At 65.8% G+C, this 21,000-nt stretch carries 15 protein-coding genes; 9 read left to right on the top strand and 6 right to left on the bottom strand.

The window, feature by feature from the left end; all coding sequences use genetic code 11:
- Nucleotides 1-29: 29 nt before the first annotated feature.
- From E1748_RS17800 to E1748_RS32015, 3 genes are all read left to right on the top strand, one after another.
- Nucleotides 30-2,609, top strand: coding sequence for a [protein-PII] uridylyltransferase (locus tag E1748_RS17800; protein ID WP_133648484.1), 2,580 nt, complete (start codon nt 30-32; stop codon nt 2,607-2,609).
- A 550-nt stretch (nt 2,610-3,159) separates the two neighbouring features.
- Nucleotides 3,160-3,762 (top strand): hypothetical protein, encoded by a 603-nt coding sequence (locus E1748_RS32020; protein ID WP_338119601.1) that lies wholly within the window; start codon nt 3,160-3,162, stop codon nt 3,760-3,762.
- A 212-nt stretch (nt 3,763-3,974) separates the two neighbouring features.
- Nucleotides 3,975-4,724 (top strand): pseudouridine synthase, encoded by a 750-nt coding sequence (locus E1748_RS32015; RefSeq protein WP_338119599.1) that lies wholly within the window; start codon nt 3,975-3,977, stop codon nt 4,722-4,724.
- A 112-nt stretch (nt 4,725-4,836) separates the two neighbouring features.
- Here the strand turns inward: E1748_RS32015 and def are convergent, their stop codons facing one another.
- The 5 genes from def to E1748_RS17770 form a co-directional block, all read right to left on the bottom strand.
- On the bottom strand, nt 4,837-5,370 hold the full coding sequence (def, locus tag E1748_RS17790; protein ID WP_133648482.1) for a peptide deformylase: 534 nt from the start codon (nt 5,368-5,370) through the stop codon (nt 4,837-4,839).
- A complete protein-coding gene (ligA, locus tag E1748_RS17785) occupies nt 5,367-7,418 on the bottom strand; it encodes an NAD-dependent DNA ligase LigA (RefSeq protein ID WP_133648481.1) in 2,052 nt (683 codons plus the stop codon). Before ligA ends, def begins: the two co-directional genes overlap by 4 nt.
- 305 nt (nt 7,419-7,723) lie before the next feature.
- The gene (locus E1748_RS17780; RefSeq protein ID WP_133648480.1) at nt 7,724-8,962 is read right to left on the bottom strand and encodes a cell division protein ZipA C-terminal FtsZ-binding domain-containing protein; all 1,239 of its coding nucleotides are present in this window, start codon (nt 8,960-8,962) and stop codon (nt 7,724-7,726) included.
- Nucleotides 8,963-9,103: 141 nt separating this feature from the next.
- The gene (gene smc, locus E1748_RS17775; protein ID WP_133648479.1) at nt 9,104-12,622 is read right to left on the bottom strand and encodes a chromosome segregation protein SMC; all 3,519 of its coding nucleotides are present in this window, start codon (nt 12,620-12,622) and stop codon (nt 9,104-9,106) included.
- A gap of 148 nt (nt 12,623-12,770) precedes the next feature.
- A complete protein-coding gene (locus E1748_RS17770; protein WP_133648478.1) occupies nt 12,771-13,787 on the bottom strand; it encodes a DMT family transporter in 1,017 nt (338 codons plus the stop codon).
- A 447-nt stretch (nt 13,788-14,234) separates the two neighbouring features.
- Here E1748_RS17770 and dapC point away from each other — a divergent pair, with 447 nt between their 5' ends.
- The 6 genes from dapC (at nt 14,235) to cls (ending at nt 20,442) form a co-directional block, all read left to right on the top strand.
- On the top strand, nt 14,235-15,452 hold the full coding sequence (dapC, locus tag E1748_RS17765; RefSeq protein ID WP_133648477.1) for a succinyldiaminopimelate transaminase: 1,218 nt from the start codon (nt 14,235-14,237) through the stop codon (nt 15,450-15,452).
- Between the two features lie 78 nt (nt 15,453-15,530).
- Nucleotides 15,531-16,358: a 2,3,4,5-tetrahydropyridine-2,6-dicarboxylate N-succinyltransferase gene (dapD, locus tag E1748_RS17760; RefSeq protein ID WP_133648476.1), complete on the top strand. Its 828-nt coding sequence runs from the start codon at nt 15,531-15,533 to the stop codon at nt 16,356-16,358.
- A gap of 3 nt (nt 16,359-16,361) precedes the next feature.
- Nucleotides 16,362-16,727: an ArsC family reductase gene (locus E1748_RS17755; protein WP_133648475.1), complete on the top strand. Its 366-nt coding sequence runs from the start codon at nt 16,362-16,364 to the stop codon at nt 16,725-16,727.
- 101 nt (nt 16,728-16,828) lie between these two features.
- Nucleotides 16,829-17,968 carry a succinyl-diaminopimelate desuccinylase gene (dapE, locus tag E1748_RS17750; protein ID WP_133648474.1) on the top strand — a complete coding sequence of 380 codons (1,140 nt, stop codon included), beginning with the start codon at nt 16,829-16,831 and terminating at the stop codon, nt 17,966-17,968.
- Nucleotides 17,969-17,987: 19 nt separating this feature from the next.
- Nucleotides 17,988-18,872 (top strand): 50S ribosomal protein L3 N(5)-glutamine methyltransferase, encoded by an 885-nt coding sequence (gene prmB, locus E1748_RS17745; protein ID WP_133648473.1) that lies wholly within the window; start codon nt 17,988-17,990, stop codon nt 18,870-18,872.
- Between the two features lie 130 nt (nt 18,873-19,002).
- A complete protein-coding gene (gene cls, locus E1748_RS17740) occupies nt 19,003-20,442 on the top strand; it encodes a cardiolipin synthase (RefSeq protein ID WP_133648472.1) in 1,440 nt (479 codons plus the stop codon).
- Between the two features lie 4 nt (nt 20,443-20,446).
- Here cls and E1748_RS17735 read toward each other — a convergent pair whose 3' ends face one another.
- The gene (locus E1748_RS17735; protein ID WP_133648471.1) at nt 20,447-20,926 is read right to left on the bottom strand and encodes a glutathione peroxidase; all 480 of its coding nucleotides are present in this window, start codon (nt 20,924-20,926) and stop codon (nt 20,447-20,449) included.
- Nucleotides 20,927-21,000: the final 74 nt, after the last annotated feature.

Here is a 21,000-nt window from a genome sequence, read left to right as displayed (position 1 = left end):
CTCGTCCGCTTCCCGTCCGCCGTGTGCCCATGAGTAGCGTCCCGGTTGTTCCTCTGTTCAGTGCCACGTCGCTCAAGGCTGACTACAAGACGGCCAAGACCGCGCTACTCGAACGCTTCCGGACGGCAGGCAACGTCGACACGCTGATGCGCTCGCTCGCGCGTCTCACCGATACCGCGTTGCGCGGCGCGTGGGCCGCGTGCGAGTTGCCGTCGTCGCTCGCGCTGCTGGCCGTCGGCGGCTATGGCCGCGGCGAACTCGCGCCCTACTCCGATATCGACATCCTCGTACTGCTGCCCGACGGTCCGAGCCCGCAGATCGAGGGGTGTCTCGAGCGCTTCATCGGCCTCGCGTGGGACCTCGGGCTCGAACTCGGCAGCAGCGTGCGCACGGTCGAGCAATGTCTCGAGGAAGCCGCCAACGACATCACCGTGCGAACCTCGCTGCTCGAGGCACGCCGCATCGTCGGCAGCACGTCGCTCGCTGATGGCTTCGCGCAGCGCTACCGCGACGCACTCGATCCGCGTGCATTCTTCCAGGCGAAGGTGCTGGAAATGCGCCAGCGCCACGCGAAATTCCAGGACACGCCGTACTCGCTCGAGCCGAACGTCAAGGAAAGTCCGGGCGGCCTGCGCGATCTGCAGTTGATCCTCTGGGTCACGCAGGCGGCCGGCTTCGGCAGCAGCTGGCGCGAACTCGATGCGCGCGGACTGATCACCGGCCGCGAAGCGCGCGAACTGCGCCGCAACGAAGCGTTTCTGAAAACCCTCCGCGCGCGGTTGCATGTGATTGCAGGACGTCGTCAGGACATCCTCGTCTTCGATCTGCAGAATGCCACCGCGGCCAGCTTCGGTTACGAGCCGACGGCCGCGAAGCGCGCGAGCGAACAGCTGATGCGCCGCTACTACTGGGCCGCAAAAGCCGTCACGCAGCTGACTACAATTCTGATCCAGAACACCGAGGCGCAGCTGTTCCCGAACACGAGCGGCATCACGCGCGTGCTGTCGGACCGCTTCGTCGAAAAGCAGGGCATGCTCGAAATCGCGAGCGACGATGTGTTCGAACGCGAACCGCAGGCGATCCTCGAAGCGTTCCTGCTGTACGAGAAAATCCGTGGCGTCAAAGGGCTGTCCGCGCGCACGCTGCGCGCGCTCTACAACGCGCGCGACACGATGGATCAGCACTGGCGCCGCGACCCGGTGAACCGCCGTCAGTTCATGGAAATCCTGCAGCAGCCGGAAGGCATCACGCACGCGCTGCGGCTGATGAACCAGACGAGCGTGCTCGGCCGCTATCTGCTGAACTTCCGGCGCATCGTCGGACAGATGCAGCACGACCTGTATCACGTCTACACGGTCGATCAGCACATCCTGATGGTGCTGCGCAATCTGCGCCGCTTCGCGGTCGCCGAACATGCACACGAGTATCAGTTCTGCAGCCAGCTGATCGCCAACCTCGAGCGACCGTGGGTGCTCTACGTGGCAGCGCTCTTCCACGACATCGCGAAGGGCCGCGGCGGCGATCACTCGAAGCTCGGCATGGCCGATGCTCGCCGCTTCTGCCGCGAGCACGACATCAATGCGGAAGATTCGGCGCTCGTCGTGTGGCTCGTCGAGCATCATCTGACGATGAGCCAGGTCGCACAGAAGCAGGACACGAGCGATCCGGAAGTCATCAAGCGTTTTGCGGAACTGGTGGGCAGCGAACGTCGGCTGACCACGCTTTATCTGCTGACCGTCGCCGACATCCGCGGTACCAGCCCGAAGGTCTGGAACACGTGGAAAGGCAAGCTGCTCGAAGACCTGTACCGCGCGACGCTCGCAGTGCTCGGCGGCGCGCGTCCCGATGCGCATTCGGAACTCAAGTCGCGTCAGGAAGAAGCGCTCACGCTGCTGCGGCTCGAGACGGTGCCGGAGAACGCGCATCGCGCGCTGTGGGACAAGCTCGACGTCGGCTACTTCCTGCGTCACGACGCCGCCGATATCGCGTGGCAGACCCGCGTGCTGTACCGCTACGTCGATACGCCGACGCCGCTTGTCCGCGCGCGGCCGTCGCCGATCGGCGAAGCGCTGCAGGTGCTCGTCTACGTGCAGGACCGCCCCGACCTGTTCGCCGGCATCTGTGCGTATTTCGACCGCAACGGACTGTCGGTGCTCGATGCACGCGTCAGCACGACGCGGCACGGCTACGCGCTCGACAATTTTCTCGTCGCGCACACCGAGCGCGACGTGCATTACCGCGACATCGCGAACCTGGTCGAACAGGAACTCGCCGCCCGGCTGACGGCCGGCGGCACATTGTTGCCGGAACCGTCGAAGGGTCGCCTGTCGCGACTCTCGCGTACGTTTCCCGTTACGCCGCGCGTCGACCTGCGGGCCGACGAGCGCGGCCAGTACTACATCCTGTCCGTGTCGGCGAACGACCGGCCAGGCCTTCTGTATTCGATCGCGCGCGTGCTGGCCGAGCATCGGGTCGGCGTCCACGCGGCGCGGATCAATACGCTCGGCGAACGCGTCGAGGACGTTTTCCTGCTGGATGGATACGGCCTCTCGGACAACCGCCTGCAAATTCAGGTCGAAACCGAACTGCTGCGCGCGATCGCAGTGTGAGATTCCATGCGAGTCAAATTGACAGCGAAGCATCCGCGGCCGGCTACGCCGGAACGCGCCCCTGTGCGTTTCGGCAGCGCGTCGGCACGCAAACCGGTGCGCGCCGCGCCGGGTAAGTCTGCAAACGAAGGCGGGTCTAAAGGGGCTGCCGCAAAGGGCGCGCCGGCGAGAACGTCGGCGGCTAAAAGTGCTGCGCCGCGTACAGGTGCGGCAGGTGCAGGTGCCAGTAAACGCCCTGCAAGCGGGTTTGCCCGCTCAGGCAGCGACGATACGCGACGCGAGCGTTCGCCGTCCGCAGGCGGTGCGGCCGCTCGAAGCCCGCGTCCCGACGCAGCACCGGATCGCGAACGCCGCCCGACCGACCGCAGTGCGACCGGTGCATCACCCCGTTACGCGGCGAAGGATCGTCCCCCGCGTGACGACGCGTCCGCGAAGCCGCGTCGTGCGGAGGGCGCACCGCGCCGTTTCGATAGCGATCGTCCGAAGCCTGCTGGTGAACGTGGGCGCTTCGATGCGGAGCGTCGTCCCGGCGGCGACCGTAGCCGCACCGATGAGCCGCGCAAACGCGCCGACGGTGAGCGTGGGCGCTTCGATGCAGAACGTCGGCGGCCCGATGGCGAACGCAGTCGCTCTGCCGCCCCCCGTGGACGTGCCGATGGCGAGCGCGGAAGTTTCAGCGCGGAACGTCGCGGTCCTGCTGGAGAGCGCAGCCGTTCCGCCGAACCGCGTGGGCGTGCTGACGGTGAGCGCGGAAGTTTCAGCGCGGAACGTCGCGGTCCCGCAGGAGAACGTAGCCGCTCGACCGAACCTCGTCGACGTGCTGACGGCGAACGTGGAAGTTTCGGCGCAGAACGTCGCGGTCCCGCACGCGACCGTAGTCGTTCCACCGAACCACACCGACGTGCCGAAGGTGAGCGCGGAAGTTTCGATAAGGAGCGTCGCAGTCCGGCCGGAGAACGCAACCGCTCCGACGAACCGCGCCGACGTGTCGATGGCGAACGCAGCCGCACCAGCGACGCCCCTCGACGCAGCACAGCCGACCGCACCGACGCCCCGCGCAGTCGCGATCGCGATTTCACACGCGCACCGCGCTCGACCAGCGAACGCGGCGCCGCTCCCGCGCGCGGCGAACGCCGCTTCGCGCAGCCGGTAAAGAGCACGACATACGGGGATCGCGAGGACCGCCCAGCCCGCGCACCGCGCGCATCGGCCGACGATCGCCCGGCCCGCGCCCCTCGTGCAACCACCCGCAAGAACGACGACGACGCCCCGCGCGCAGCAAAGCCCCGCGCCCCGCGCCGCGAGCCCGACGAAGCGCCGAAAAAACACGTAGAGCCGCAGGATTTCGAAGACGCGCCGGGCACGCTGCGCCTGTCGAAGCGCATGTCCGAACTCGGCCTCTGCTCGCGCCGCGAAGCCGACGAGTGGATCGAGAAAGGCTGGGTGCTCGTCGACGGTGTGCGGATCGACACGCTCGGCACGAAGGTCCATCCCGATCAGCGCATCGAGATCGACCCCGCTGCGCAGGCCATTCAGGCGCGACTGGTCACGATCCTCATACACAAGCCGGTCGGCTACGTATCGGGTCAGGCCGAAGACGGCTACGAGCCGGCGGTCACGCTGATCTCGCCGGAGCATCACTGGGCCGGCGACCGCTCCGCGATCCGCTTCGCGCACGTGCATCTGCGCGCGCTCGCGCCGGCCGGTCGTCTCGACATCGATTCGACCGGGCTGCTGGTGCTGACGCAGGACGGCCGCGTCGCGAAGCAGTTGATCGGCGAGCATTCGGATGTCGACAAGGAGTATCTCGTCCGCGTGACTTACGACGACGTCGACACCGATGTCGAGAGCCGCTTCCCGGCGGAGAGTCTAGAGTTGCTGCGTCACGGCCTGTCGCTCGACGACGTGCCGCTGAAACCCGCGCTCGTCGACTGGCAGAACGGCGAGCAGTTGCGCTTCGTGCTGCGCGAAGGCAAGAAGCGGCAGATCCGCCGGATGTGTGAGGCGGTCGGCCTGCAGGTCGTCGGCCTCAAGCGCGTTCGGATCGGCAATGTCGCACTCGGCTCGTTACCGCAGGGACAATGGCGTTATATGGAGCCGCACGAGTCGTTCTGATCGTGCTCCAGCAACAAAAAAAGCCCGCGTCTGAACGCGGGCTTTTTTATCGCATCGAGACATCGAAGTAGCAAGGCAGCGAAACACCCATGCCCCGCTACATCGGCCACCCTCAATCGTCGCTATTCGGATCGAGGTCCGGAAACAGAACCTCAGTAAAACCGAACTGTGAGAAATCGGTGATCCGCATCGGGTACAGCTTGCCGATCAGGTGATCGCATTCGTGCTGCACAACGCGCGCATGAAACCCTTCGGCGACGCGGTCGATCGGTGTGCCGTACTGGTCGAAGCCGTGATAACGGATCATCGAGAAGCGGCTCACCGCGCCGCGCATCCCCGGCACCGACAGACAGCCTTCCCAGCCCTCTTCCATGTCCTGCGACACCGGCGTGATGGTCGGATTGATCAGCACGGTCTCGGGCACCGGCGGCGCATCAGGATAGCGCTCGTTATGGCCGAAGCCGAAAATCACGACCTGCAGATCGACGCCGATCTGCGGTGCCGCGAGCCCGGCGCCGTTCGCGTCGTGCATCGTCTCGAACATGTCCTTCACGAGTTCGTGCAGTTCGGGTGTGTCGAAGTGATCGACCGGAGCGGCGATGCGCAGCAAACGCGGATCGCCCATCTTGAGAATTTCGCGAATCATGTTGAATGCCCCTCCAGGAGCGTGCGCATACCATCTTCGTCGAGCACGGGGATGCCGAGTTCCTCGGCCTTCGCCAGTTTGCTGCCCGCCTCCGCACCGGCCACCACGTAATCGGTCTTCTTCGACACCGAGCCCGCGACCTTCGCGCCGGCCGCCTCGAGCATTTCCTTCGCGTCTTCACGCGACAGGTTCGGCAACGTGCCGGTCAGCACCACCGTCTTGCCGGCCAGCACGCCGACCGGCGCCTTCGGTGCCGGCGGTCCCTCGGGCCACGTGACGCGGCCAGGTGCGCGCAGCTGTTCGATCACCGTGCGGTTGTGCTCTTCGGCAAAGAACTGATGCAGCGCTTCGGCCACCACTGGTCCGACGTCGTTCACTTCGAGCAGTTCCTCGACCGACGCGCTCATCAGCGGATCGAGCGAGCCGAAATGCTTCGCGAGATCCTTCGCGGTCGATTCGCCGACGTGCCGGATACCGAGCCCGTAGATGAAGCGCGCGAGCGTGGTGTGCTTCGCCTTGTCGAGCGAGTCGAGCAGGTTCTGCGCGGATTTGTCGGCGAAACGATCGAGCGCGGCGAGCGTCGAGAAGCCGAGGTTGAACAGATCGGCCGGCGTGCGCACGAGGTTCTGATCGACCAGTTGATCGATGATCTTTTCGCCGAGCCCGTCGATGTCGAGCGCGCGACGCGCCGCGAAATGCCATAACGCCTGCTTGCGCTGCGCCGGACAAAAGAGGCCGCCGGTGCAGCGTGCAATCGCTTCGTCCGGCAGACGCTCGATGCTCGACCCGCACACCGGGCACTGCGTGGGCATCACGAACTCGTGCGCGTCGGCCGGGCGCCGGTCGGGCAGCGCGCCGACCACCTCGGGGATCACGTCGCCGGCGCGCCGCACGATCACCGTATCGCCGATGCGGATGTCCTTGCGACGCACTTCGTCTTCGTTATGCAGCGTCGCGTTCGTCACCGTCGCGCCGCCGACGAACACCGGCTCGAGCCGCGCGACCGGCGTGATCGCGCCGGTGCGACCGACCTGCACGTCGATCGCGAGCAGTTTCGTCAGCGCTTCCTGCGCGGGAAACTTGTGCGCGAGCGCGAAGCGCGGCGCACGCGACACGAAACCGAGCTTGTCCTGCTCGTCGCGCCGGTTGACCTTGTACACGACGCCGTCGATGTCGTACGGCAGCCCTTCGCGCTTCTCGCCGACCGCATGAAAGAACGCGAGCAGCCCTTCCGCGCCGTGCACGACCGCGCGCTCGCCGTTCACCGGCAAGCCCATTTCCGCGTACCAGTCGAGCATGTCGCGATGCGTCGCCGGCATTTCGATACCTTCGAGCATACCGATGCCATAAGCGAAGAACGACAGCGGACGCTGCGCGGTGATCCGCGAATCGAGTTGCCGCAGACTGCCGGCCGCCGCGTTGCGCGGATTCGCGAACTCGCGTTGTTCGGCCTCGCGCTGCCGCGCGTTGAGCCGTTCAAAGTCGCGCTTGAACATCAGCACTTCGCCACGCACGTCGAGCACCTTCGGCACGCGTTTGCCCTTCAGCGTGAGCGGAATCGAGCGGACGGTGCGGATGTTTTCGGTGACGTCCTCGCCGGTCGTACCGTCGCCGCGCGTCGATGCCTGCACGAAGCGGCCGTCGACATAACGCAACGAAATCGCGAGGCCGTCGAACTTCAATTCGCACGCGTATTCGACCGGCGACGTGCCGAGCGCATCGGCGATGCGCTTGTCGAAGGCGGCGATGTCCTCATCAGCGAAACCGTTGTTCAGCGACAGCATCGGCAGATCGTGGACGACCGGCTCGAAGCCGCGCGCCACTTCGCCGCCGACACGCTGGGTGGGCGATTCGGGTGTGATCAGATCGGGATGCTCGGTCTCGATCTGCTGGAGTTCCTTGAAGAGCCTGTCGTACTCGGCATCGGGCAATTCCGGCTGATCGAGCACGTAGTACGCGTGGTTCGCGCGTTCGAGCTCGGCGCGCAGCTGGATAGCCCGCTCGGCCGGGGCGCTCGATGCCGTTCTGGAAGCACTGGTTCGGGCCATGCTGTGAGCGGTTCGCAGAGGATGGTGGGACTTTGGATTATCGCAGGAAGCGCGCGCTGTGGCATCGGCCGAATGGCCGGGTTGGTGCGCGCGCGGACGGTGCTGAATGCGGCGGACGGACCCTGTGACGCGATCCGGGTCGGGTCGGCACGGGGTGGCACTGCAACGATGCAACTCACGCGGCGTCACCGCACCGGCTAGCCGTCGGGCAAAGCACCGCGTGAATGAAGCGTGTAAGAAGTGAGCCAACAGCGAGCAGAAGGCAGCCTCGCGGGCGGCGACACGAGTCGCCGCCGCCAGCCCGATTACTGGCTAAACAACCGCCGCGTAGCCGGCGACCCCGCCGGAATCCCCGCCTGCTCGAGCTTCGCGTACAGCGTCATCAACTGCTTCTCGATCGCGAGCAGCGCAGTCTCCGGCAACGGACGACGCTGATCGTCGACCACCCGTCCACCGATCCGCTCAGCCAGCGATTTCGCGTAGTCGCACATCAGCCGGAACGGCAGGATGTCTTCGTCGGCGACCGGCACGTCGAGCACCAGCGTGATCATCTGGCCGCCCTTGTAGGTCAGGTCGTCGCGCAGGAAGTTGGTATCGCCGAACTGCAGCATGAACACCGGGCTCTGCTTTGCGTCGAGCTTCACGAAGCGCGTACCGTCGCGCGACAGCAGCAGCCCGTCCTGCGACGCGACCGCCTGCACGTAGTTCGCCGACCACGGCGCGCCGTCGGACATCACGTTGATCGACAGTTGCGCGTCGCACTGCGCGGCGAAGCCGTCGAGCTCGCGCGCCATCGACACGGTTTCGAGCATGTCGGGGAATTCGGGCACCGCGTCGATCGCATCGGCGAACTGCTGGACGCCGGCGACGAACTCCGAGAATTCGAGTTCGTTCAGCGGACCGCTGCGGTTCGCCAGCTGCGCGGCCGCACGCAGGTCCTCGTAACGCACGCCGTTCTGCAGCAGTTCCCACGCGCCGCCGCCTTCGGGCTTGCCTTCGATATGCACCGGCTTGCTGCCCGCGCGGCGCAGCCGCTGCGCGAACGGAATCACCTTGTCACCGGCAACGGGGCCAGCCGGACGGATCGGCACGATGCAGTCGATACGACGATCGACGATCGCAGGCGGCGCCGACGAGATCGTCGTCGCGGCGGGCAGGATCGGTTCGACCGGTTCGTCGTGTTCGTCATGGGGCACATCGGCCGTGTCGGGGAAACCGTTCGGCACGGTCGACTCGGCCTGGATGTCGGCGGGCGTATCGAGCGGCGCAACGGCGCCGAACGTCGGTTCGACGCGTGCGGCCTGCGCGTCCGGTTGGCCGGCCGCCGCGGGTTCGCGACGGACCGTCGGCCGCGCCGGTTCGATGAACGGGCTCTGTTCCGCCTGATCGTCCCGGGCCAGCGCATCGGCAGCATTGGCCGCGTCGGCCGGCATCGGCCGCGGCATCCGGCGACGCACCTTCGCGCCCTGCCATGCGTTGTACGCCACCACGCCGCCGACCACCACGGCGCCAGCGCCGATCAAACCGAGTGTCAACTCGTCCATGCACGCTCCATCAGCAATTCCTTTTTATCTGCGCTTTTATCGGCGCCGCACGGCCCGTTCGTGGAGCCGCGCGATCTGCTCGATATACGCTCTCACGCGCATCGCGCCATCTGTTTCAACTGCATTGTTTCAGGCCATCTTTCAGGCTGCATTCTGGACGAATCCCGACGCGCTTTCCATGTCGACTGCGACGATCCGCGACACGCCCTGCTCCTGCATCGTCACGCCGATCAGTTGCTGCGCCATTTCCATCGCGATCTTGTTGTGCGAGATGAACAGGAACTGCGTCTTCTCCGCCATCGCGCGAACGAGGTTCGCGAAGCGCTCGGTGTTCGCGTCGTCGAGCGGCGCGTCCACTTCGTCGAGCAGACAGAACGGCGCCGGATTCAGCTGGAACATCGCGAACACGAGCGCAGTCGCGGTCAGCGCTTTCTCGCCGCCCGACAGCAGGTGAATCGTCGAATTCTTCTTGCCCGGCGGCTGCGCCATCACCTGGACGCCGGCATCGAGAATTTCGTCGCCGGTCATGATGAGCTTCGCCTGGCCGCCGCCGAACAGACGCGGGAACAGCTCGCCGAAATGCCGGTTGACCTCGTCGAACGTGCCTTGCAGCAGCGTGCGGGTTTCCTGGTCGATCTTGCGGATCGCGTCTTCGAGCGTGTCGATTGCGTTGGTCAGGTCGGCCGATTGCGCGTCGAGGAACGCCTTGCGCTCACTCGCAGCCTTCAGCTCGTCGAGCGCCGCCATGTTCACCGGACCCAACGCGGCGATCGCGTTATTGATCCGCGTGACTTCGCCCTGCAGGTACGCGGGCTTCATGTCCGGCGTGAGCTTCGCCTGCAGCTCGGCCTCGTCGACGCCCGCTGCTTCCAGCTGTTCGATGAACTGCTCGGCGTTCAGGCGCGCGGCCTGTTCCTTCAACTGCAGTTCGGTGATGCGGTCGCGCAGCGGCTGCAAAGCGCGCTCGGCGGTAAGACGCGTTTCGTCGGCCTGACGCAGCTTCGCGGTGAGGTCGTCGAGTTCGAGCCGTGCGGCCTGCAACGCGGCTTCCTTCGCTGCACGGATTTCGAGCGCGTCCTGCAGCCCGGTGTGCGCGGTCTGCTGGTTGATCGTTTCGAGTTCGGCGCGCGCGTCTTCCAGCGATACGGCAACGCGTTCGCTCTGTTCGTGCGCGATCTGGATGCTGCGTTTCAGCTCGTCGATCCGGTTCGCCATGTTGCGCGCAGCGAAGCGCGCATCGGTGGCTGCACGATCGAGGTCGCGCGTTTCGGCGCGCGCGGCGCTCAGGGTTTCGTCGAGTGCTTCGAACGCGAGCTGGTTATCTTCGAAACGCGCCTGCAACTCGGCGAGCTGCGCGTCATGCCGTTCGAAGTTCGTTTCCGATTCGGCGCGCAGCGCGCGCTGCTCGTCGATCTGCGCGGTGATTTCCTCAAGCTCTTCGCGGATCTGCGTGCTGCGCTGCGTGTAACGCTCGTGTGCCTGCGCGAGCTTTAGCACGTCCATCTGCAGCGCATGCACGCGTTGCGTCGCGCGCTCGGCCTGCTGACGCACGTCGGTCAGCGTTTGCGATGCCTGCGTGTGCGCCGCTTCGGCACGAATGGCCGCGCTGCGCGCTTCTTCCGCGAGTAACGCCTGCGCGCGCACCTGGCGCGTCAGGTTCTCGATTTCCTGCTGACGCGCGAGCATCCCGGCCTGCTCGGAATCGGCCGCATACAGCTGCACGCCGACGCGCGTCACCTGATGCCCCGCCTTCACGACGAACGAGCCGCCTTCCGGCAATTGCGTGCGTGCGGCGAGCGCCTGCTGCAGATCGTCCGCGACGAACGCGCGGCCGAGCCAGTCGTTGAGGACCGCGCGCAAACCCGCGTCGTCGATGCGCACGAGCGACAGCAGCGGCCGGAGCGCAGACGGTGTTTCCGGCGCGGCACCTGCCGCAGGCGGCGAGTAGAACGCGAGCTTCGCGGGCGGTGCGTCGGTGGCGAATGCCTTCACCCAGTCGAGGTTCGATACCTCGAGCGCGGCGAGCCGTTCGCGCAGCACGGATTCGAGCGCCGTTTCCCAACCCGGTTCGACGTGCAGCTTCTTCCACAGCCGCGGCAGCCCACCCAGTTCGTGACGGTCGAGCCACGGCTGGATCTTGCCTTCCGTCTGGACGTTTTCCTGCAGCTGTTTGAGCGCTGCGAGCCGTGCGTCGAGCTGATGGTTCGACGCGCTTTCGGCCTGCACGCGCTCCTGCGCGGCGCGGCGCTCCGCGTCGAGACGCGGCAGCGTTTCCTGCGCGTCGGCGAGTTGCGCCTGCGCGTCGTGGAGGATTTCTTCCTGCTCGGCGAGCTGCATGCGCTGCTCTTCGAGCTGCGCTTCGTCCGGTGCGTCGAGACCGCCGGCTTCCGACTTCAGACGCTCATGCCGCTGCTGCAGCTGTTGCAGCTGCTGATCCGCATTGCGCTGATGCGCGGCTTCGAGTTTCAGCCCCTGTTCGGTCTGCGCGATGTTGCCGCGCTCTTCATTCAGCTGCGTCTGCGCATCGCGCCAGCGCGCTTCGAGTGCGGGTAGCGCATCGTGCTTCGCGGCTGCATTTTCTTCGGCGACGGCGGCGAGTTCTTCGGAGACCGCCAGTTGTTCTTCGGCTTCTTCGAGATCGCCGCGCGCTTTTTCGGCCTGCGCCTGCCATTGCTCGCGCTGCGCGGTCAGCGCCGCGATCTGCGCCTGCACGCGATTACGCGACTCGACGATGAACTTGATCTCCGCCTCGAGCCGGCTCACCTCGGCATTCGCTTCGTAGAGCGAACCCTGCGCACCCTGCATCGCGTCGCTGGCCGCGTAGTGTGCAACTCGCAGCGTTTCGAGTTGCGCTTCGACTTCGCGCAGCTTCGCGGTATGCGCTTCGAGGTCGATCTGCGCCTGCTCGATCGCGCGTTGCTGGCGTTCCTGCTCGTTGCCCGCATCGTTCTTGCGCAGCAGCCACAGCAGACGCTGCTTCTCTTCGCCGTCGACCTGCAGTTCCTTGAACTTCGTCGCGACGACCGCCTGCCCTTCGAGCTTTTCGAGATTCGCGCCGAGTTCGCGGACGATGTCCTCGACCCGCGTCAGATTCTCACGCGTGTCGTGCAGACGGTTCTCAGTCTCGCGACGACGTTCCTTGTACTTCGACACGCCCGCGGCTTCTTCGAGGAACACGCGCAGCTCTTCGGGCTTCGCCTCGATGATCCGCGAGATCATCCCCTGCCCGATGATCGCGTACGCGCGCGGCCCGAGGCCGGTACCGAGGAAGATGTCCTGGATGTCGCGGCGACGGGCCGGCAGGTTGTTGATGTAGTAGCTCGACGTGCCGTCGCGCGTCAGCACGCGCTTGACGGCGATTTCGGCGTATTGGCCCCACTGGCCGGCGGCACGGCCGTCGGCATTGTCGAAGATGAGTTCGACGCTGGCCCGGCTACCCGGCTTGCGCGCGGTCGAGCCGTTGAAGATCACGTCCTGCATCGATTCGCCGCGCAGTTCGGATGCGCGCGATTCGCCCAGCACCCAGCGGACGGCATCGATGATGTTCGACTTGCCGCAGCCATTGGGACCGACCACGCCGACGAGCTGGCCCGGAACCTGGAAATGCGTGGGATCGACGAAGGATTTGAAGCCAGCGAGTTTGATCGAGGTCAGACGCACGGCGATATCGCTGTTTGAAAAGAGAAAAGGAACACGGACCGCGGAGGCCGGCCGCGCCGTTCGACTACCCGGCGAGACGACACGCGGACCCGCCGCGAACCTGGCGCCGCATACGCACAATCAGGCGCGCTGCGGCGGGCATGGGGAATCATACCATCGCACGCGAGCGGTCCCGGCGGGTTGCTGTGTCCGCTGCATCGCTCTGTGTGATGTCCTGTTCACCGTCCTGCACGCCTTCATGCATAACGGGTGCGCGCCGGTGCGCCCAGCTCGCGAGCAGCGACGCCAGCACGATGCACGCGCCGCCCGCCCACTCGCGCGGACCGGGTGTCTCGCCGGCGAACAGCCACGCGGACAGCGCGGTCACGACGATCTCGAACAGCATCACCACCGACGCGCGATTCGCGGCCACCCGAGCGAGCCCGTACTGCACGAGCACGTTGTTCGACGCGAGCACGAAGCCGAGCGCCAGGACCAGCAGCACCGCAAAGCCAGGCTGCACGACATGCGCGAGCGGCAAACTGGCGGCAGCACCCGCAGGCGCGAACACGGTCTCGAGCAACACCGCACACGAACTGAAAACCGCCGCGCCACCGAAGATCGTCGCGGTGCGCACCTCGGCCTTCATGTCCGGCAGCACGCGACTCGTCTTGACGATCAGCACGTTGCTCATCGCGAAGCCCATGCCTGCCGCGAGGCCGGCCCATTCGGCGGGATTGCCGGGCATCGGCATGCCGAGTCGCGGCGACCACAGCATCAGCATCGCGCCCGTCAGCGACAGCGCGGCGAGCCCGGCCGTCGTCCACGTCAGACGCTCGCGCAGCACGAAGTGCGCGAACAGCGCGGTCCATGCGGGCGTCAGATAGAACAGCAGCAGCACGCGCATCACTTCGCCGTGAATCGTGCCCCACACGAAACCGAGATTGGTGATGCCGGATGTGAAACCGAGGGCCGGCACGAGCCAGTGCCAGCGGACTGTCGCGAGTGCGCGGCGGCGCGCGATCAGCACGCACAGGAACGCGGCTGCGCTGGTCAGCGCGCTGGCCTCGGTGCCGCTGACGCCGAGCGCCGCGAGCATCCGCAGCGGATACCAGATCACGCCCCAGACCGACGCGCCGAGCATGATCGCGAGCACGGGCCACGCGTGTAAGGCGCGGTGGGTCATGCGGCGCTCCGCAGACGGAGCGTTGCGTTGTGCGTGGCGTGTGCCGCTGCCGGTCCGAAGAGTACTGCCATTACCACCACCCGTTTCTCCTGTGTCGACCGGTGTCGGCGATTTGCTTCAACGCCCGCTCCGATCCCAAAGTGTTTGCTTGCTGCGGCCCGTGCAGGACGGTTGCCGTGTTCGCTATCCTGCCTGCCGTCCGCGCGGAATGCGAGCGCTTTCGACCGCCTCGGGCAGGCCCGGCGTCCGCGTATCGGCGACCAGCCGCACAGGCCCGGCCCCACGAGGCCACGCTATAATCGCGAAGTCATGCGGGCACTGCGGCAGACGCTACGCCCGCGCTGTTTTTCATGCGCCGCGTGTGCCATCGCTGCAGTCCCGTTACAGGTTCGCCGCGCGCCCGCCCCCGTTGCCTATCGTCCGTCTTCATCAAGCTCGACCGCCCACGTGAATCCGCTACTCGACTCTCTCCAGCCCTACCCGTTCGAAAAGCTGCGCTCGCTGTTCAAGGGCGCGACGCCGCCGGCCGCGTTGCCGCACATCAGCTTCGGCATGGGCGAGCCGAAACACCCGACGCCCGCGCTGATCCGCGACGCCGTGATCGATTCGCTCGGCGGCCTCGCTTCATATCCGTCGACGCTCGGTTCCGAAGCATTGCGCACGGCCATCGCGCAGTGGGTCATGCGACGCTACAACCTGCCGTCGGTCGATCCGCTCACCCAGGTGCTGCCGGTCGCGGGCTCGCGCGAGGCGCTGTTCGCGCTGGCGCAAACGGTCATCGATCCGTCGCGTCGGGTCGGCGGCGAGGCGGCGATCGTACTCTGCCCGAACCCGTTCTATCAAATCTACGAAGGCGCCGCGCTGCTCGCCGGTGCGCAGCCGTATTTCGCGAACAGCGATCCGGCGCGCAACTTCGCGTGCGACTACGCGTCGATTCCCGCCGACATCTGGGCGCGCATCCAGCTGCTGTACGTGTGCTCGCCGGGCAACCCGACCGGCGCAGTGCTGACGCTCGACGACTGGCGCGAGCTGTTCGCGCTGTCCGACCGCTACGGCTTCGTGATCGCATCGGACGAGTGCTATTCAGAGATCTACTTCGACGAAGCGAATCCGCCGCTCGGCTGCCTCGACGCGGCACACCGGCTCGGTCGCGGCTTCGAGCGTCTGGTGATGCTGTCGAGTCTGTCGAAGCGCTCGAACGTGCCCGGCATGCGCTCGGGCTTCGTCGCCGGCGATGCAGCGATCCTCGCGAAATTCCTGCTGTACCGCACCTACCACGGCACCGCGCTGTCGACGGTCTATCAGGCCGCGAGCGTCGCCGCGTGGAGCGACGAGGAACACGTGCGCGAAAACCGCGCGAAGTACGTGCAGAAGTTCTCGACCGTCACGCCGATGCTCGCCGACGTGCTCGACGTGCGGTTGCCGGACGCCGCGTTCTACCTGTGGGCCGACGTGACGCGCACCGGCCTCGCGGACGACGAATTCGCCCGGCGCCTGTACGCCGACTATAATGTGACGGTTCTGCCGGGCTCGTATCTCGCACGCACCGCGCAAGGCACGAATCCGGGTCGCGGCTTCGTCCGGATGGCGCTGGTCGCCGACGTCGACGAATGCACGACAGGTGCGCAGCGCATCGTCGATTTCTGTCGGGGTCTCGCACGTTAGCTCGTGCGTTAGGCCGCTGCCCCGCACCCGCCGCTTCATCACCGATTTCATCTACTTTCTCTTCAAGCAGCCACGCATATGTCGCAACAACTTCAGCAGATCATCGATAACGCCTGGGAAAACCGCGCCGAGCTGTCGCCGAAAGCCGCGCCCGCCGACGTGCGCGAAGCCGTCGCACACGCAATCGAACAACTCGATCGCGGCACGCTGCGCGTCGCCGAAAAGAAGGACGGCGACTGGGTCGTCAATCAATGGCTGAAGAAAGCCGTGCTGCTGTCGTTCCGTCTTGAAGACAACGTGCCGCAACCGGCCGGCGGTTACTCCCAGTTCTACGACAAGGTGCCGTCGAAGTTCGCGAACTACACCGCCGAAGACTTCGCCGCCGGCGGCTTCCGCGTCGTGCCGCCGGCCATCGCGCGCCGCGGCTCGTTCATCGCGAAGAATGTCGTGCTGATGCCGTCGTACACCAACATCGGCGCGTACGTCGACGAAGGCACGATGGTCGACACGTGGGCCACCGTCGGCTCGTGCGCGCAGATCGGCAAGAACGTGCATCTGTCGGGCGGCGTCGGCATCGGCGGCGTGCTGGAGCCGCTGCAGGCGAACCCCGTCATCATCGAAGACAACTGCTTTATCGGCGCGCGTTCAGAGGTGGTCGAAGGCGTGATCGTCGAAGAGAACTCGGTGATCTCGATGGGCGTGTACCTCGGCCAGAGCACCAAGATTTACGATCGCGAAACCGGCGAAGTCACGTACGGCCGCATTCCGGCCGGCTCGGTCGTGGTCGCGGGCAACCTGCCGTCGAAGGACGGCTCGCACAGCCTGTACTGCGCGGTGATCGTCAAGAAGGTCGACGCGAAAACGCGCGCGAAGGTCGGCCTGAACGAACTGCTGCGAGGCGACTGAGCGATGGCTGCTGCGCCGAAAATCGTCGTCTACGGCATCCCGAACTGCGACACCGTGAAGAAGGCCCGCGTGTGGCTCGAGGAACACGGCGTCGAGTTCGAGTTCCATGACTTCAAGAAACTCGGCGTCACGGCGCCGCTCGTGCAGGACTGGCTGAAGGACGTGTCGCTCGACGCGCTGGTGAATCGCCGCGGCACGACATGGCGCGCGCTGTCCGACAGCATGAAGGCCGCCGCCGACAGCAAGGACGGTGCAATCGCGCTGATGATCCACAAGCCTTCGGTGATCAAGCGTCCGGTGGTCGTCGTGAACGGCCGCGTGAAGACGCTCGGTTTTTCGGCGGAGCAGTACGAGACGCTGTTCAGTTGAGCGGCCTGGCGGCAAAAAGCCGCCCGCGCGCTGCACGAACAAGATGGTTGCCGGCCCCTGGGCCGGCATTTTTTCATTCGAATGTGGTCGATAACGAATTCATGTCCGGCACCCTCGCCCTTACCGAACAGCTGATCGCACGCGCGTCCGTCACGCCCGATGACCAGCACTGCCAGCAACTCCTGACCGAGCGCCTCGCCGCGATCGGCTTCACGTGCGAGACGATCGAGTCGCACGGCGTCACCAATCTGTGGGCCGTGCGACGCGGCACGGCGGGCACCACCGGCAAGTTGCTCGTGTTCGCGGGCCACACCGACGTCGTGCCGACCGGCCCGCTCGAACAATGGACCTCGCCGCCGTTCGAACCGACCCAGCGCGACGGCAAGCTGTACGGTCGCGGCGCCGCTGATATGAAGACGTCGATCGCCGGCTTCATCGTCGCGAGCGAGGAATTCGTCGCGGCGCATCCGGAGCATCGCGGCTCGATCGCGTTCCTGATTACGAGCGACGAAGAAGGCCCCGCCACCGACGGCACGATCAAGGTCGTCGAAGCGCTGCAGTCGCGCGGCGAACGGCTCGACTACTGCATCGTCGGCGAACCGACGTCGAGCGCGACGCTCGGCGATATGGTGAAGAACGGCCGACGCGGTTCGATGTCGGGCCGGCTGATCGTCAAGGGTGTGCAAGGCCATATCGCGTATCCGCATCTCGCGAAGAACCCGGTGCACGAACTCGCACCCGTGCTCGCCGAGCTGGTCGCCGAACGCTGGGACGACGGCAACGAATATTTCCCGCCGACCACGTGGCAGGTGTCCAATCTGCACAGCGGCACCGGCGCAAGCAACATCATTCCGGGCCACGCGGAGCTGCTGTTCAACTTCCGTTTCTCGACGGCGAGCACCGTCGAAGGTCTGCAAGCCCGCGTTCACGCGATCCTCGATCGTCACGGTCTCGAATACGATCTGCACTGGAGCATCAGCGGCCTGCCGTTTCTCACGCCGCGCGGCGATCTGTCCGACGCGCTCGCGAAGGCGATCGTCGATGAAACCGGCGTCACGACCGAACTGTCGACCACCGGTGGCACGTCCGACGGCCGTTTCATCGCGCGCATCTGCAAGCAGGTCGTCGAGTTCGGGCCGCCCAACGCCAGCATCCACAAGATCGACGAACACATCGATCTGGCATTCATCGAGCCGCTGAAGAACGTCTATCGCCGCGTGCTCGAACAACTGGTCGCATAACCTGGGGCTGGGACCATCCATGACACTTCCGTTTTCCACTGTCCGCGACGTGCTGCGCTTCGCGGTGTCGCGTTTCAATCAGGCCGGCCTCGCGTTCGGCCACGGCTCGGCGAACGCGTACGACGAAGCGGCGTATCTGGTGCTGCATACGCTGCATCTGCCGCTCGATCTGCTCGACCCGTTTCTCGATGCACGCCTCACGCCCGCCGAAATCGACGCGGTACTGAACGTGATCGAGCGACGCGCGCAGGACCGCGTGCCCGCCGCGTACATCACGCACGAAGCGTGGATGCACGGCTTCCGCTTCTACGTCGACGAGCGGACGATCGTGCCGCGCTCGTTCATCGGCGAACTGCTACAGGACGGTCTGCAGCCGTACGTCGCCGATCCGGAACAGGTCGTGTCGGTGCTCGAGCTGTGCACCGGTTCCGGTTGCCTCGCGATCCTCGCCGCGCACGCGTTTCCGAACGCGGACATCGATGCGGTGGATCTATCCGCGCCCGCACTCGAAGTGGCCGCGCGCAACGTGCGCGACTACGAACTCGACGAGCGCGTCGCGCTGTTCGAGGGCGATCTTTATACGCCACTGGCCGGGCGCCGCTACGACGTGATCCTGACCAACCCGCCGTACGTCAACGCGCAGTCGATGCAGGATCTGCCGCCCGAATACCGGCACGAGCCGGAGATGGCGCTCGCAGGGGGCGCGGACGGCATGGACATCGTGCGACGCATCATCGGTAGTGCGCGCGAGTGGCTGACCGACGAAGGCGTACTCGTCGTCGAGATCGGCAATGAACGCGAACACGTCGAGGCGGCGTTCGGCGGCCTCGACCTGGTCTGGCTGCCGACGAGCGCAGGCGACGACAACGTGTTTCTGATCCAGGCCGCCGATCTGCCGGTCTGATTTGCACGGCGGCAGGTCTCACGCATAGTGGTGCCCGCGCGCGACTCGCTTCGGTAAGATGGGCGTGATCCGCCGGGGCTTCTCCTGCATGCCGTGCATGGAGAACGCGCCGGTTCACTGCCGCTCGCCTATGCCACTCGATCTACTTCATCTCGGCCCGCTCCTCCTGCTCGCTCACGTCCTGGGCGCAGTCGCCGCGTGCCACGCGATCCTGCATACGCGGACGTCGCAAGGCGCGATTGCGTGGGCGGTGTCGCTGGTCGCGATGCCGTATCTGACACTCGTGCCGTATCTGTTTCTCGGCCGCAGCAAGTTCGCCGGTTACGCGGATGCGCGGCGCATCGAGAACGAAACGCTGCGCTCGCGCGCGCATCCGCCGGAGTGGGACACGCATGCGTCGTCGGCAGGTGCGCCGACCGATGTGCTCGGCCACAGTCTCGTGCGCTCGCTCACGCATCTTGGCGGGATGCCGTTCCTGCCGGGCAACACGGTGCGCACGCTCGTCAACGGCGAAGCAACCTTCGCGGCGATCCTCGAAGCAATCGAGCAGGCGCAGCACTACGTGGTCGTGCAGTTCTTCATCGTGCGGGCCGACGCGCTCGGCGACATGCTGAAGGAAGCGCTGCTGACGAAGGCCGCGCAAGGCGTGCGGATCTACTTCCTGTACGACAGCATCGGCAGTTTCGATCTGCCGCATCGCTACATCGCGGCGTTGCGCGCGGGCGGCGTCGAAACGCATCCGTTCGCGACGAACCGCAAGTTCGTCAACCGCTTCCAGCTGAACTTCCGCAATCACCGCAAGATCGTCGTCGTGGACGGCGAGCGCGCGTTCGTCGGCGGGCATAACGTGGGCGTCGAATATCTCGGCGCGAAGCCGCCGCTGTCGCCGTGGCGCGACACGCACATCGAGGTTCGCGGACCGGCGGCAGCCAGCATCCAGTTCGTCTTCACCGAAGACTGGTACTGGGCGACCCAGCAACTGCCGCCGCTCGACACACCACCGTTCGATGAGACCAGCGAGGGCATGCATTGCCTCGTGATGCCGACCGGCCCCGCCGACCGCTTCGAAACCTGCTCGCTGTTCTTCGTCGAATCGATCAACGCGGCGCGCAAACGAGTCTGGATCACGACGCCGTATCTCGTCCCCGACGAAGCGGTGCTGTCCGCACTGCGGCTCGCGGTGCTGCGCGGCGTCGACGTGCGCATCCTGATTCCGAGCCGCCCCGATCACAAGGTAGTGTTCGCCGCATCGACGCTCTACGCGTACGACGCGGTACGCGCCGGCATCCGCATCTTCCGCTACCAGCCGGGTTTCATTCACCAGAAGGTCGTGCTGATCGACGACGTCGCCGCTGCGGTGGGCAGCGCGAATCTCGACAACCGTTCGTTCCGCCTGAACTTCGAGATCATGGTGCTGACCGTCGACCACGGTTTCGCCATCGAGGTCGAGACGATGCTCGAGCACGACTTCACGCAGGCCATCGAGATCGATCGCAGCGAGTATCGCGGCGCTCCCGCATGGCGACGCATGGCGATGCATGTGGCGCGGCTGTTCGCGCCGATCCTGTAGTCTCCTACAGCAGCTTCTCGATATCCGCGCGAATCGCATCGGGTTTCGTCAACGGCGCATAGCGCTTCACGACGTTACCCTCGCGGTCGATCAGAAACTTCGTGAAGTTCCACTTGATCGCCTCGATGCCGAGCAGCCCCGGCGCTTCTTCGGTCAGGTATTTGTACAGCGGATGCGCGTTCGCGCCGTTCACGTCGATCTTGTCGAACATCGGAAACGACACGCCGTAGTTCTTCTCGCAGAAGCTGCCGATCTGCGTCGCGTCGCCCGGCTCCTGCTTGCCGAACTGGTTGCACGGAAAGCCGAGCACTTCGAGCCCGCGCTCCGCGTATTCGCCGTACACCGCCTGTAGCCCCGCGTATTGCGGCGTAAAGCCGCATTCGCTCGCCGTGTTGACGATCAGCAGCACCTTGCCGCGATACCGGTCCAGCCCGATCGTCTCGCCGCCGAGCGTACGCGCCGAGAAATCATGGATCGATGCCATACGTCCTCCCGTGAAAGCGCCCAGTCTAAGCGAAAAGGCCCGCGCCGGGAGCTAGCCGTTCGGCCGATGCTCAG

Origin of the sequence: Paraburkholderia flava, from assembly GCF_004359985.1 — a bacterium.
In the GTDB taxonomy this organism is placed as follows: Bacteria; Pseudomonadota; Gammaproteobacteria; order Burkholderiales; family Burkholderiaceae; genus Paraburkholderia; species Paraburkholderia flava.
The sequence above is the reverse complement of the archived record's forward strand: the minus strand, read 5'-3'. Positions and strand labels throughout refer to the sequence as shown.

Excerpts from the sequence above, each read along its gene's own strand:
- E1748_RS17800 (WP_133648484.1), top strand. The coding sequence starts at position 30 with ATGAGTAGCGTCCCGGTTGTTCCTCTGTTCAGTGCCACGTCGCTCAAG.
- E1748_RS32020 (WP_338119601.1), top strand. The coding sequence starts at position 3,160 with ATGAGCCGCGCAAACGCGCCGACGGTGAGCGTGGGCGCTTCGATGCAG.
- def (WP_133648482.1), bottom strand. The coding sequence starts at position 5,370 with ATGATTCGCGAAATTCTCAAGATGGGCGATCCGCGTTTGCTGCGCATC.
- ligA (WP_133648481.1), bottom strand. The coding sequence starts at position 7,418 with ATGGCCCGAACCAGTGCTTCCAGAACGGCATCGAGCGCCCCGGCCGAG.
- E1748_RS17780 (WP_133648480.1), bottom strand. The coding sequence starts at position 8,962 with ATGGACGAGTTGACACTCGGTTTGATCGGCGCTGGCGCCGTGGTGGTC.
- E1748_RS17770 (WP_133648478.1), bottom strand. The coding sequence starts at position 13,787 with ATGACCCACCGCGCCTTACACGCGTGGCCCGTGCTCGCGATCATGCTC.
- dapD (WP_133648476.1), top strand. The coding sequence starts at position 15,531 with ATGTCGCAACAACTTCAGCAGATCATCGATAACGCCTGGGAAAACCGC.
- E1748_RS17755 (WP_133648475.1), top strand. The coding sequence starts at position 16,362 with ATGGCTGCTGCGCCGAAAATCGTCGTCTACGGCATCCCGAACTGCGAC.
- dapE (WP_133648474.1), top strand. The coding sequence starts at position 16,829 with ATGTCCGGCACCCTCGCCCTTACCGAACAGCTGATCGCACGCGCGTCC.
- prmB (WP_133648473.1), top strand. The coding sequence starts at position 17,988 with ATGACACTTCCGTTTTCCACTGTCCGCGACGTGCTGCGCTTCGCGGTG.
- cls (WP_133648472.1), top strand. The coding sequence starts at position 19,003 with ATGCCACTCGATCTACTTCATCTCGGCCCGCTCCTCCTGCTCGCTCAC.
- E1748_RS17735 (WP_133648471.1), bottom strand. The coding sequence starts at position 20,926 with ATGGCATCGATCCATGATTTCTCGGCGCGTACGCTCGGCGGCGAGACG.